This is a genomic window from Allobosea sp. ASV33 (assembly GCF_016428755.1).
Classification (GTDB): Bacteria; Pseudomonadota; Alphaproteobacteria; order Rhizobiales; family Beijerinckiaceae; genus Allobosea.
Genome location: NZ_JAELTI010000039.1, coordinates 30,406 through 43,751 on the forward strand (window position 1 = coordinate 30,406; position 13,346 = coordinate 43,751).

A 13,346-nucleotide genomic window follows, 5' to 3' on the forward strand; every position below is an offset into this window, starting at 1 on the left:
GACGAGGCTAAGGCGCGATATATTTTAAGCTTAAAGTATTTTGCGGGGCGGGCAAGGCATGACGACGGCGAGCGACCAGGCGACGAAGCTTTCCGCGCAAAACGCTGGGGCGCCCCTCGACCTTGCGGCGGCGTTTTCCCGTTTCCGCATGAACTGGCCGGAGCAACTGCATTTCGCTGCGCACAGCCATCATTTCTGGCCGGATGTCACGCGCGAGGCGCAACTCCGCTGCTGGGACGATGCCGCCCGTCTCATCGACGGCAAATGGGAGGAGGTGCTCGGCCCGGTCTGGCAGAAGGTAGCCGAGGGCGTCGCTCGGCATCTCAACCTGCCGGGCATCGATGGACTCGTGCCGGCCAACAACACCCATGAATTCGTCAACCGGCTGCTCTCCTGCCTGCCGCGGGACAGGGTGCCGCGCATCCTGACCAGCGATGCCGAATTTCACTCCTTCCGGCGGCAGATAGAAAGACTTGCGGAGGAGGGGCTGATTGCGCTTACCGTCGTCCCGGCCGAGCCCTTCGCCGACCTGACGGAACGCCTGATCGCCGCGGCGAAGGCCAGCAATCCTGACATGGTCTTCGTTAGCCAGGTGCAGTTCAATTCGGGCCATGCGCTGACCGATCTGGACAAACTCGTCGCCGGCGTATCCGCACCGGAGCGCCTCGTCGTCATCGACGGCTATCACGGCTTCCTGGCGCGGCCGACCGATCTCTCTGGCATCGCCGACAAGGCCTTCTACATTGCCGGCGGCTACAAATACGCCATGGCGGGCGAGGGCGCCTGTTTCATGCATTGCCCGCCCGGCTTCGCCATGCGTCCACGCGATACCGGCTGGTATGCCTCGTTCGGGGCGTTGTCGGGGCCGCAAGGCGGCGTCGCCTATGCCGAGGGCGGATGGCGCTTCATGGGCGCGACCTTCGATCCCTCGGGCCTCTACCGCATGGGCGCGGTGTTCGACTGGCTCGACGCGCAAGGGCTCGACGCGGTGGCGATCCATGGGCACGCCCACGCCTTGCAAGGCATCGTCGCGGACGGGCTGGCGCGCCGGCCCTGCGGCGTGCTCGCGCTCGAGAACCTCGTCGTGCCGCTGTCCGAGCCGGCGCGCGGCAATTTCCTGACCTTCCGCCATGCCGACGCCCCGGCCTGGCACGACAAGCTGGCGCAGGAGGGTATCGTCACCGATCTGCGCGGAGACCGCCTGCGCCTCGGCTTCGGGCTCTACCAGAATGCAGCCGACGCGCAGCTTCTGCTGGAGCGGCTGGCGGCGCTGGCCTGATCAGCGCTGCGCGGTATCGACGCTGACGACCACCGACATGCCGGGTGCCAGCTCCGCCGCCAGAGGCTGGCCGGGATCGACGGTGATGCGCACCGGCACGCGCTGGGCGATCTTGATGAAATTGCCGGTGGCGTTCTCCGGCCGGATCACGCTGAATTCGGAGCCGGCCGCCGGCGAAAAGCGCTCGATCCTGCCGGTGAGACGGGCATGGCGCAGGGCATCGACGGTGAAGCTGACCGGCTGGCCGACGCGCATGCCGGAGAGCTGCGTCTCCTTGAAATTGGCGATGACCCAGACCTGGTTCGGCACCAGCGCCATCAATTGCGTGCCGGCCGAGACATATTGGCCGAGCCGGGCCGAGACCTCGCCCAGCCGCCCGTCCTGCGGCGCGATGATGCGGGTGTTGCTGAGGTCGATCTCGGCGAGGTGGACGGCGGCCTCCGCCCCCTCGACCGCCGCGACGAGCGACTGGCGGTTGACCACGGCGGTCTGGATGTCCTGCCGGGCGACGTCGACGGCGGCATTGGTCGCGGTGATGGATGCGCGCGCCTGGTCTAGCGCCTGCTGGCTCTGGTCTGTCGAGGTCTGGCTGACGACGCCGCGCTCGCGCAGCGGCTCGATGCGGCCCCAGTTCGCCTCAGCGGTGCGCAAGGCGGCCTCGGCGCTGGCGACATTGGCGACGGCGGCGCGCAGGCGGGCCTCGGCGGCGGCGCGGGACTGGTCGGAATTGGCGAGCGCGGCGCGCTGGGCGGCGAGGCCGGCGCGGGCCTGTTCCAGCTTCTGCGCATAGATGCGGTCGTCGATGCGCAGCAGCAGGTCGCCCTGCTTCACCGTCGCGAAGTCCTGCACCGGCACTTCGGCGACATAGCCGGCGAGCTGTGGCGCGATCACGGTGACCTGGCCGCGGACATAGGCGTTCTCCGTCACCTCGATCGCGCTCGTGAAGGGCGGCAGCCGCCAGGCGTAGAGGATGATGCCGAGGCCGATAAGGCCGATGGCGAGCGCGACATAGGTCGAGACGGAGCGGAAGATGCGGGTCATGGCTGAGCGTTCAGGGAGCGGGTTGGGCGGTGGGGGCGGCTGCGCGCGAGCGTAGCTGCAGATAGGCGAGGTGCGAGAGCAGGCCGATCAGGGCGAGGCCGGCGATGGCCGAGATCAGCATGAAGGCGTCGTTATAGGCGAGCACGATCGCCTCCTGCGTCGCCCGCTGGGCCAGCAGCGTCACGCCTTCCGCCCGCAGCAGCGCCGGGTCGTTCAGGACATGGCTGTAGATGCTGCCGTACTGACTGATGCGCTCGGCGAAGAGCGGCTGCGACATGACGAAATGCTCGGCCAGCGCGTTGTAGTGGAAGCTGGTCCGCAACGTGATGAAGCTGCCGAACAGGGCCGAGCCGAGCAGGCCGCCGATGCTTTGCGTGAACAGGAAGACGGTGATGAAGCTCAGGATGTAGATCGGGCCGCGCGCGATGGCGCCACCCATGCCCTGTGCCATCGCCGCCGGCAGGAACAGGCCCGAGCCATAGGCGACGAGCGCCTGGCTGAGCCAGATGTCGTGCGGCCGCGTCTGGCTGGTGGCGCCGCTGTCGAGCCAGGCGCCGAGCGCGACGCAGGCGAGCGCCGTGCCGTAGAACCAATTCTCGCGACCGGGCCGCAGCAGCAGCGCACAGGTCACGCCGCCGGCCAGGATCGCGCAGAGGATCACGCCGTAGAGCGGCAGCGTCTGCTCGTTCTGGATGCCGAGCGCCTGGAAGAAATTGGAGGCGCCCACCGTCTGCTCGGCTAGCACGACCCGCAGCAGGAGAATCGCGCCGGCGAAATGCAGCGTCGCCGGGCTGGTCAGCCAGCGGATGTCGATCAGCGGGCTGTCGCGATGCAATTCGATGATCACCGCCAGCGTCAGGCAGATGACGGCGGCGGCGAAGAGCCAGCCCAGCCAGGGCGCCTCGAACCACCAGTAGATCCGCCCCAGGCTGAGCGCGACCGCGATCGAACCGAAACCGATCGCGATCAGGAGGTAGCTGACGATGTCGAACGGGCCGATCCACTTGATCCGCGGCGGCGTGGTCAGCGGCAGGGCGTAGACGAAGCCGAAGGCGACCATGGCGAGGCCCATCTCGAACAGGGTCAGGCCATGGAAGCCGCCGAGATCGAGCAGCCAGGGCGAGATCAGGCGCGTCACGGGAATGCCGAGCGTCGTGTTGGTCAGCGCCAGCGAGAGGCCGACGGTGAGCTTCTTCTCCGGCGGCAGCGGCTCGATCATGTAGAAGAAGGCAAGCGAGGACATCGGCGCCGCCGCCATGCCGCTCATGAAGCGCACGACCACAGCCGATGGCAGGTCATGGACGAAGGCGAGGTTCAGGAAGGCGGCGAGGACGAAGCCCGCAAGGCTGATCTCGGCGAAATTGCGCAGGCCGTACTGCATCCTGATCTTGATCAGGGCGATCGAGAGCGAGACGTTCGGCGCCATATAGGCGGCGATCAGCCAGTTGGTCTCGGCGACGGTGGCGCCGAGCTCGCCCTGGATCTGGTAGATGTTGGTGTTGACGAGGTTGGCGCCGATCTGCTGCGTCATCGCCAGCGTGACCGAAGCCAGCATATAGGCCAGCGCGCGGCCAGGGGGCATCAGCAGGCCCATGCGAGCGGGCTGCGGTGCGGCGGGCACGGTCGAGGCTTCGGGCGTGCTCACGATGCGGCGCTCCGGCCGGCGGCGATGTTGCGCGAGGTGCGGCGCAGCACGTCGAGCGCTGCTTCCAGCTCCTCGGGGGCAATGCCCTGCAGGATACCGGCCCGCAGCTCGGCGAGGAAGTCCAAGACGTCCTGCGCCTGGGCACGGGCGTTTTCGGTCAGGAAGACGCGGCGTGCGCGCCGGTCGCCCTCGACGGCGCGGCGCTCGATCATGCCGTTGCGCTCCAGTCCGTCGAGAAGCCGGACCAATGTCGGCTGCTCGATATCGAGAAGGCCGGCGAGATCGGACTGGATCGGCCCGTCCTCGCGCGCAAGCTCCATCAGCAGACGCGCCCGCGAGAGCGTCAGGCCCATGTCGCGGGCGCGCTCGTCGACGAGCGCCCGCAGCTTGCGATTGACGGCGGCAAGCTCGCCGGTGAACGCAGCCTGAAGCTGGATAAGGTCCATAGCGCCAACATAAATAGCATGCTAATGATTGTCTTACTTATATGTGCTTTGAGTGCATATCAACTGATGAATTGTGTTTCTGGCATGCAATTTTTGCATTGCCATTCGGTGGATTCGCTCGTCATCCCAGACAAGCTGCGCAGCCGCGCAGATCGGGATCCATCGTAGAGCCCCGGAGCCCTCCAATGGATCCCGGCGAGCCCTTGATAACGCTGCGGTTCCGCGGAAGGCCGGTGGATCGGGGTTCCGTCCCTGGCCTCAGACAACAAAAAAACGCGGCCCCGAAGGACCGCGTTCCAATCTCTGTGCCGAGGCTTTCGGCGCCGAGGCGTTCGGCTTACTTGCCGGAAGCCTTCTGGCCCTTGGCGGGCTTGGCATCGACGCGCTCGGCGATGCGGGCCGACTTGCCGCGACGATCGCGCAGGTAATACAGCTTGGCGCGACGCACCTTGCCCTTGCGGATGACCTTGATCGAATCGAGGTTCGGGGAGAACAGCGGGAAGACGCGCTCGACGCCCTCGCCATAGGAAATCTTGCGGACGGTGAAGCTCTGGTTGAGGCCGCCGCCGTTGCGGGCGATCACGACGCCTTCATAGGCCTGAACGCGGCTGCGCTCGCCTTCCTTGACCTTGACGTTGACCTGCACGGTGTCGCCGGGCTGGAAGGCGGGAATGGCCTTGCCTTCGCTCAGCTTGGCAATCTGCTCGGCGTCGAGCTGTTCGATGATGTTCATGGGTCTCTCCATGGCCGTATTCGCGCGGAAGCGCGGGCTTTCGGCTCGCTGTTTTCAGTTGAGTGCGGGGCCATACAGGAGCGCGCGACATTTGTCGAGCGGCAATCCCGGCTTGTTGGCTGCGCCATCCCTATGCATAGCCTGTGCGGAAGCGACACGCCACCGGACGAGATGCCATGACCGATCCCGTTATCAAGACCGCCCTCGTGACCGGGGCCGCGCGCGGCATCGGACTTGCCACCGCCAAGCGCTTCCTGACTGAGGGCTGGCAGGTGGGCCTGCTCGATATCGACGGCGCCGGGCTCCAGCGCGCGGCGGCCGAGATCGCGACGCCCGAGCGGACGCTGGTGCTGACCTGCGACGTGGCGATGCCGGCGCAGCTCGAATCGGCCTTCGCCGGCATGGCCAAGCGCTTCGGGCGGCTCGATGCCCTCGTCAACAATGCCGGCACGGCGGTGTTCAAGCCGCTGCTGGAGACGACCCATGACGAATGGCAGCGGGTGCTCGCGGTCAACCTGACCGGCCCTTTCCTGGCGACGCAGCTCGCGGCGCGGACCATGGCCGACAATGGCGGCGGCGCCGTCGTCAACATCACCTCGATCTCGGGCCTGCGCGCCTCGACGCTGCGGGTCGCCTACGGCACCTCGAAGGCGGCGCTCGCCCATCTCACCAAGCAGCAGGCGGTCGAATTGGCAGGTCTCGGCATCCGGGTGAACGCCGTCGCGCCGGGACCGGTCGAGACGGCGATGGCCAAGGCGGTGCACAGCCCCGAGATCCGGGCGGATTACCGCGATGCCGTGCCGCTCGGGCGCTACGGGCTGGAGGAGGAACTGGCCGAGGCGATCTTCTTCCTCTGCTCCGACCGGGCGACCTACATCACCGGGCAGGTCCTGGCCGTCGATGGCGGTTTCGATGCTGCCGGAATCGGGCTCGCGACGCTGCGCGGCGAGCGGCGGAATCTTTAAGCTCCGCCGTCATTCCGGGGCAGGCAGCAGGCCTGAGCCCGGAACCCAGAACCGATGCCGTTTTGAACTTAAGCGGAGACCTAACCGCGCTTTTCCGGAAACGGTATCGGTTCTGGGTTCCGGGCTCTTCGCTGACGCGAAGCCCCGGAATGACGGTGCGGTTCTGTCTAGGGCAACCGTTCCTGGAAGGTGGTCGCTACCCCATCGCCTCGCGCTTCTTCAGCAGTTCGTTGAGCATGTCCTGCTGCTCGCTGAGGCGGTTGGCGAGGGCCTCCTCCACCGCGGCGCCGGAAGCTCCCGTCGCCTGCTCCATCAGTTCGGAAATATTGCGTCTGAGCAGGGCGATGCGTTCGTCCAGTTCCATTTGCGAAGCGTTCTCAGCCATCGGCCGTTCTCCATGCTCGTCGCCGCCGCATTGGCGGCCCGCCCGTAGAATGTCCGGCGATCCTTCCGGTTCCCGGCTGCTAAAGCAGCGAGGCGCGCGTGGTCGCCGGCCATGCTGTCTGCACGGGCAGCCGGGCGGTGCAGGCCTGATGAAATCATAGGTCGGGACGGCGGGATAGCCGTCCGGATGGTGCACGCGCCGTCATGGCTCGCTGGGGCTTCGCCCGCTCGTCTTCGCCCCGACAAAGCGCTTGCGTCCGCTCCCGATCGGCGCGAACCTCTCCCCCACTGCCTCTCCGACGGCCGCCCGACCTTGTCGGGCCGGAGCGACCGCCGCCCGTCCGGCGTGAGCGCATGCGCTGTTCCCGCCGGGTTTCCACCGCGCCGGAGCCGGGGTCGCCAAACCTTCTCCTCCATCGCGGCCAGTCCCGAAGGAGGAAACCATGCCCGCATCGGCACAGAACGGAGTCTCCGCAACTGGCACCCGAAGCGCGGGGCCGCGATGCATCGCGCTCGTCGGCCCCTTCCAGAGCGGCAAGACGACGCTGCTCGAAAGCATCCTGATGCGATGCGGGGCATTGACCCGCACCGGTACGGTGAAGGGGGGCAACACGGTCGGCGATGCGGCGCCGGAAGCGCGCGCGCACCAGATGAGCACGGAGCCTTCGGTCGCGACCGTCGATTTCCTGGGCGATACCTTCCATTTCATCGACTGCCCCGGCTCGGTCGAGTTCCTGCACGAGATGCGCCATGTGCTGCCGGCGGTGGACGCCGCCGTCGTCGTCTGCGAGGCGGATGACAGGAAGGCCCCGGCGCTGGAGCTCGTGCTGCGCGAGCTGGAGGAAGCCGACATCCCGCGCTTCCTGTTCCTCAACAAGATCGACACGGCCTCGCGCCGGGTGCGCGAGACGCTCGGCATCCTGCAGCGCGCCTCGCGCACGCCGCTGCTGCTGCGCCAGATCCCGATCTGGAAGAACGGCATCGCGGTCGGCTTCATCGACCTCGCGCTGGAACGGGCCTTCATCTACCGCGAGCACGCACCCAGCGAGATCGTGCCGCTGGCGGTCGACGAGGCCGGCCGCGAGAAGGACGCGCGCTTCTCGATGTTGGAGAAGCTCGCCGATTATGACGACGAATTGATGGAGGAACTGCTGGGGGACATGGAACCGCCGCGCGACCGCGTCTTCGACGATCTCGCTCGCGAGTTGCAGCATCGCCATGTCGTGCCGGTGCTGATCGGCGCCGCCGAGCGCGGTAATGGCGTGACGCGCCTGCTCAAGGCGCTCCGGCACGAGGCGCCGGGGCTGGCGGAGACGCGTGGCCGGGCCGGCATCCTGCCGGAAGGACCGCCGCTCGCACAGGTGATGAAGACCTGGCATTCGAGCCAGGGCGGCAAGCTCTCGCTGGCGCGGGTGATGCGCGGGCGGCTGGCGGAGGGCGATGTCGTGACCTCCTCGGGCGGTGTCGAGGCGCGCATCGCCGGCGTCGTCTCGCTGAAAGGATCGGAGCAGAGCCGCAAGCCCGCGGCGCAGGAGGGCGAGGTCGCGGGCTTCGCCAAGCTCGACGGCATCTCCACGGGCGAGGCCTTCATGCTCGGCAAGGCGCGGGCGAGCGTGGTCAGCGCGGTCGCGCCGCCCGAGGCCGTCCATGCCTTCGCCATCGCGGTCAAGGACCGCAAGGACGATGTCAGGCTCGCGGCGGCTTTGCAGCGCCTGACCGAGGAGGACATGGCGTTGGCGGTGACGCAGGTGCCGGAACTCGGCGAGACCCGCCTGTCCGGCCAGGGCGAGATGCATCTGCGCGTCGCGCTGGAGAAGCTCGCGGGCCGCTATGGCGTGACGGTGACCAGCAAGACGCCGCAGGTCGGCTATCGCGAGACGATCCGCGGGCAGGCCGGCGCGCGCGGCCGGCATCGCAAGCAGAGCGGCGGCCATGGCCAATACGGCGACGTGGTGATCGAGGTCGCGCCGCTGCCGCGCGGGGAGGGCATCCAGTTCGTCGACAAGATCACCGGCGGCGTCGTGCCGCGCCAGTATATCGGCTCGGTCGAGGCCGGCATGCGCGATTTCTGCGAGAAGGGGCCGCTCGGCTTCCCGATCGTCGATGTCGCGGTGACGCTGACCGACGGCACCTATCACACGGTCGATTCCTCCGACATGGCCTTCCGGCAGGCGGCGCGGCTCGCCATGAACGAGGCGATGCCGCAGGCGAAGCCGGTCCTGCTCGAACCGATCCTGTCGGTCGATGTCGTCATTCCCTCGGAGGCGATGTCGCGGGCATCGGCGCTGATCTCCGCCCGGCGCGGGCAGATTCTCGGCTACGACACCCGCGCCGGCTGGCGCGGCTGGGACCAGATCAAGGCGCTGGTGCCGGAAGCCGAGATGACCGGGCTGATCGTCGAACTGCGCTCGGCCACATCCGGCGTGGGCTCGTTCAGCGCGCGTTTCGACCATCTCGCGGAACTCGCCGGAAAGCCGGCCGAGGCGGTGGTCTCCGCGCAGGCGCTCGCCGTGGCGCAAGGGCGCTGATCTCGACCTCGACCACCCTCCTTCCCGCCGGTAGCCCTCGCAGGGCTCCTGGTTTGGGCTTGATTTCGTGCCGAGCGGACTGTTTAGATGTGAACATTCTACGGCTTATGGCGGCTGGCGCTTGCGCTGCCGGCTGCTGTTCCGCACTGTACGATCATGAAAATGCACCGGAACCCGCTTTCCAAAGCGGCTAACCGGGCACCAGGGAGGGAAACATGACTGCGACTGGCGCCACGCAGGCCAGGAACGCCTCGCGCCCTTGGCTTGCGCATTACCCGCCGGCCGTTCCGCCCGAACTCGACGAGACGAAGATCGGGACGTTGGCGGACCTGATCGCCTCCGCCTGCGCGACCTATCCCAATCGCCCCGCTTTCGAGAGCTTCGGCAAGGCGATCACCTTCGCCGAGACGCGCCGCGCCGCCGAGGCATTTGCCGGCTGGCTCCAGGCCAAGGGGCTGAAGAAGGCCGACCGCGTTGCCCTGATGATGCCGAATATCCTGGCCTATCCGGCGGCCATCTTCGGCGTGCTGCTCGGCGGCTTCACCGTCGTCAATGTCAATCCGCTCTATACGGCGCGCGAGCTGACGCATCAGATCAACGATGCCGGGGCGCGGGTGCTCGTGGTGATTGAGAACTTCGCCCATGTCGTCGAGGAAGCGAAGCCGAACCTGAAGCTCGATTCCATCGTCATCGCCACGGCCGGCGACCTGATGGGCTTCAAGGGCAAAATCGTCAATTTCGTCGCGCGCCGGATCAAGAAGGTGGTGAAGCCGTTCGATCTTCCGGGCTCGATCGGCTTCCAGCAGATCCTGCAGGGCGGGGCCCGGATGGCGCCGGTGACGGTCGTGCCGGAGGACGTCGCCTTCCTGCAATATACCGGCGGCACGACCGGCGTGGCCAAGGGCGCGACGCTGACGCATCGCAACGTCGCCGCCAATGTCCAGCAGGCCGGCTTCTGGCTGGAATGGGTGCTGGAGCCGCCGCTCGGACGCAGCGACTACCAGCATGTCATGGTCACCGCGCTGCCGCTCTACCACATCTTCGCGTTGACCTGCTGCTGCATGTTCATGCTGCGCATCGGCGCCAAGAGCCTGCTGATCGCCAATCCCCGCGACATTCCCGGCTTCATCAAGACGCTGAAGGCGAGCCGCTTCACGCTCTTCTCCGGGGTCAACACGCTCTACAACGCGCTCGCCAACCATCCCGATATCGGCCAGGTCGATTTCTCGGAGATGCGCTTCGCGGTAGCCGGCGGCATGGCGACGCAGGCCGCGGTCGCCAAGCAGTGGAAAGCGGTGACCGGCCGGCCGATCATCGAGGGCTACGGCCTGTCCGAGACCTCGCCGATCGCCACGATCAACCGGCCGGACCTGACCGAGTTCAGCGGCACGATCGGCTATCCGATCCCCTCGACCGAGATCGCGATTCGCGATGCCGAGGGCAACGACATGCCGCTCGGCGAGGCCGGCGAGATCTGCATCCGCGGGCCGCAGGTGATGGCCGGCTACTGGAACCGCCCGGACGAGACCGCCAAGGCCATGACATCGGACGGCTATTTCCGCAGCGGCGATGTCGGCGTCATGCTGCCGGACGGGCAGGTCAAGGTCGTCGACCGGATGAAGGACATGGTCCTGGTCTCCGGCTTCAACGTCTATCCGAACGAGGTGGAGGACGTGCTGGCCTCGCATCCCGGCGTGCTGGAATCGGCGGTGATCGGCCTGCCGGACGAGCATTCCGGCGAGGCGGTCACCGCCTTCGTCGTGCGCAAGGACCCGACGCTGACGGCGGATGCGCTGCGGGCCTACTGCAAGGAGAACCTGACGGGCTACAAGGTGCCCAAGCAAATCTTCTTCCGCGAGAGCCTGCCGAAGACCAATGTCGGCAAGGTGCTGCGCCGGGCGCTGCGCGAGGAGGTCGTCGCCAAGCGCTGAGGCCGGGTAACGGTCGACAGGCGGGCGGGCATCGTGTCATCTCTTGTCGGCTTTCGCTGGGACGGGTGACCGCCCCGCGCCGCCGGAGATCATCGCTGCTTGCCCCATCGACTCGTCGAACTGCCGCTGCTGCGGCGCCTCAAGCCCGGCCTCCATGTCCATGAGGAGGAGGCGCTGAATGCCGAGCCGGCGCTCGCGCTGCTCGACGAGCCGATCACGCCGGTCGATTCCTTCTTCATCCGCAATAATGGCCATCTGCCGGAGATCGACGACGACAGCGATTGGACGCTGACCATCGATGGCGAGGTCGAGCGCCCGGAGGTGTGGACCGTCGAAGGCCTGCGCCAGCGTTTCGAGACCGTCACGGTCACCGCCGTCCTGGAATGCGCCGGCAATGGCCGCTCGCGCTTTTCGCCGGCGACGGACGGCCTGCAATGGCGGCTCGGCGCCGTCGGCTGCGCGCGCTGGACCGGGGTCAGGCTGGCGGATGTGCTGGAGCATGCCGGCCCGAGGCCGGGCGCGATCTATACCGCGCATTACGCGCCGGACCGTCAGATCGGCAAGCCGGAGAAAGCGGCGCTCTCGCGCGGCTTGCCGATGGCCAAGGCGGTGGCGCCGGAAACCTTGATCGCCTTCGCCATGAATGGCGAGCCCTTGCCGCGCCTGCATGGCGGGCCCTTGCGTATAGTCGCGCCGGGCTATCCCGGCTCGGCCTGGCAGAAATGGCTCGACCGGATCAGCCTGCGCGATATCGAGCATGACGGCGAGAAGATGCGCGGGACGGATTATCGGATGCCGATCCGGCCGGTTCGTCCCGGCGAGCCGCTCGATCCGTCGAATTTCGTTGTCATCACCGACATGCCGGTGAAATCGTTGATCACGGCACCGCTCGACGGCTTCGTGGTGCAGCAGGGCGAGCGATTGAAGGTCGCGGGCTTTGCCTGGAGCGGCGCCGTTCCACTGGAATCGGTCGCAGTTTCCGGGGATGGCGGCGAGAGCTGGAGCGAAGTCGCATTGCAGGCCGGCGAGGGGCGCTTCGCCTGGCAGCGCTTCGAGACGGAGATCGTCGTCGGACAGCCCGGTCCGTTCGTCGTCATGGCACGGGCGCGCGATGCCGAGGGCGGCACCCAACCGTTGGAGCCGGTCTGGAACACGCGCGGATACTGCAACAATCAGGTCCAGCGCGTGCGTGGCTCGGTCGTCGCGTGACGCTTTGAACCTTTTGGCGGGCTGCCGCGTCTAAGGAATGGGTCTGCCATTCCGGGCATGGCTCTGCCGCCTCGGTCACTCCTCCTCCCATCGGCGACCGAGGCGGCTATTCTTTCCAGGAAACGCGTTCAGGCCGCGAGAAGCGCCTTGCCGTCGGCGGCGTGGCCGGTGACCGGCACGATCTCGCCCGGCGCGACGTCTCTCGCGAAGCGAACCAGCGTGAAATCCTCGGCGCGGCCGGTATTGCCGCGTTCGGTCAGGACGCTGAGCGGGCGACCGATGCGTTCTGTGAGATGGCGGGCCTGCGCGGCGCTTGCCGCTGCACGCAGCCGCGCGGCACGCTCCGAGACGATCTCTCCCGAGAGCTGTGGCATCCGGGCGGCCGGCGTGCCGGGGCGTGCCGAATAGGGGAAAACGTGGACGAAGCTCAGCCCGCATTCGGCGACGAGGTCGAGCGAGCGGGTAAACATCGCCTCGTCCTCGGTCGGGAAGCCGGCAATGAGATCGGCGCCGAAGACGATGTCGGGGCGCAAGGCGCGGATTTCCGCGCAGAAGCGGATGGCATCGTCGCGGCTGTGGCGGCGCTTCATGCGCTTGAGGATAAGGTCGTCGCCGGCCTGCAGCGACAGATGCAGATGCGGCATCAGGCGCGCTTCGGTCGCGAGCAGGTCGCGCAAGGTGTCGTCGACCTCGACCGCATCGATCGAGGAGAGGCGCAGGCGCGGCAGGTCTGGCAAGGCGCGCAGGATCGCTCCGGCGAGCGCGCCCAGCGTCGGCTCGCCGGGCAGATCGCGGCCATAGCTGGTGAGGTCGACGCCGGTCAGCACGATCTCGCGGGCGCCGGCTTCGAGCAGTGTACGGCATTGCGCGACGACATCGGCGATGGCGAGCGAGCGCGAATTGCCGCGCCCGAAGGGGATGACGCAGAAGGTGCAGCGATGATCGCAGCCGTTCTGGACCTGGACGAAGCCGCGCGTATGGCCGGCGAAGCGGCCGGTGACCGGCGCGCGCATGGCGGTGCGGACCATGATGTCGCCGACATCGAGCTTGTCGGTGGTCGTCGTGTCGGGATGGCCGAGGCTGTTGGAGCGTGCGAGCGCAGCCCAGTTCTCAGGCCGCAGCTTCTCGTCATTGCCGAGGACGCGGTCGACCTCGGGCATCTCGGCGAAACGGGCGGGCTCGATC

Annotated in this window: 11 protein-coding genes; 5 read left to right on the plus strand and 6 right to left on the minus strand. The window is 67.5% G+C overall.

Going from position 1 to position 13,346, the window contains the following annotated elements:
* Positions 1–58 precede the first annotated feature (58 nt).
* On the plus strand, positions 59–1,279 hold the full coding sequence (locus JHD80_RS13540) for an aminotransferase class V-fold PLP-dependent enzyme (RefSeq protein ID WP_199088066.1): 1,221 nt from the start codon (positions 59–61) through the stop codon (positions 1,277–1,279).
* Here JHD80_RS13540 and JHD80_RS13545 read toward each other — a convergent pair whose 3' ends face one another.
* From JHD80_RS13545 to rplS, 4 genes are all read right to left on the minus strand, one after another.
* A complete protein-coding gene (locus JHD80_RS13545) occupies positions 1,280–2,320 on the minus strand; it encodes an HlyD family secretion protein (protein WP_199088068.1) in 1,041 nt (346 codons plus the stop codon).
* A gap of 10 nt (positions 2,321–2,330) precedes the next feature.
* Entirely contained in the window at positions 2,331–3,914 is a 1,584-nt protein-coding gene (locus JHD80_RS13550; RefSeq protein WP_199088109.1) for an efflux MFS transporter permease, read from the minus strand.
* Between the two features lie 47 nt (positions 3,915–3,961).
* Positions 3,962–4,411 carry a MarR family winged helix-turn-helix transcriptional regulator gene (locus JHD80_RS13555; protein ID WP_199088075.1) on the minus strand — a complete coding sequence of 150 codons (450 nt, stop codon included), beginning with the start codon at positions 4,409–4,411 and terminating at the stop codon, positions 3,962–3,964.
* Between the two features lie 337 nt (positions 4,412–4,748).
* Positions 4,749–5,144, minus strand: a complete 396-nt coding sequence (gene rplS, locus JHD80_RS13560; RefSeq protein ID WP_199088077.1) for a 50S ribosomal protein L19 — start codon at positions 5,142–5,144, stop codon at positions 4,749–4,751.
* A 176-nt stretch (positions 5,145–5,320) separates the two neighbouring features.
* On the opposite strand from rplS, the gene JHD80_RS13565 reads away from it, so the two are divergent.
* Positions 5,321–6,109, plus strand: coding sequence for an SDR family NAD(P)-dependent oxidoreductase (locus JHD80_RS13565; RefSeq protein ID WP_199088079.1), 789 nt, complete (start codon positions 5,321–5,323; stop codon positions 6,107–6,109).
* Positions 6,110–6,305: 196 nt separating this feature from the next.
* Here the strand turns inward: JHD80_RS13565 and JHD80_RS13570 are convergent, their stop codons facing one another.
* Positions 6,306–6,494, minus strand: a complete 189-nt coding sequence (locus JHD80_RS13570; RefSeq protein ID WP_199088081.1) for a hypothetical protein — start codon at positions 6,492–6,494, stop codon at positions 6,306–6,308.
* 442 nt (positions 6,495–6,936) lie between these two features.
* Here JHD80_RS13570 and JHD80_RS13575 point away from each other — a divergent pair, with 442 nt between their 5' ends.
* The 3 genes from JHD80_RS13575 to JHD80_RS13585 all read left to right on the plus strand — a co-directional run bounded on the left by JHD80_RS13575 (position 6,937) and on the right by JHD80_RS13585 (position 12,161).
* Positions 6,937–9,021, plus strand: coding sequence for an elongation factor G (locus JHD80_RS13575; protein ID WP_199088087.1), 2,085 nt, complete (start codon positions 6,937–6,939; stop codon positions 9,019–9,021).
* A gap of 215 nt (positions 9,022–9,236) precedes the next feature.
* Positions 9,237–10,952 (plus strand): AMP-binding protein, encoded by a 1,716-nt coding sequence (locus JHD80_RS13580; protein WP_199088096.1) that lies wholly within the window; start codon positions 9,237–9,239, stop codon positions 10,950–10,952.
* A gap of 99 nt (positions 10,953–11,051) precedes the next feature.
* The gene (locus tag JHD80_RS13585; RefSeq protein WP_199088098.1) at positions 11,052–12,161 is read left to right on the plus strand and encodes a sulfite oxidase; all 1,110 of its coding nucleotides are present in this window, start codon (positions 11,052–11,054) and stop codon (positions 12,159–12,161) included.
* A gap of 128 nt (positions 12,162–12,289) precedes the next feature.
* On the opposite strand, the gene JHD80_RS13590 is transcribed toward JHD80_RS13585, so the two are convergent.
* On the minus strand, positions 12,290–13,346 hold a 1,057-nt coding region (locus tag JHD80_RS13590), incomplete at its 5' end, for a MiaB/RimO family radical SAM methylthiotransferase (RefSeq protein ID WP_199088105.1).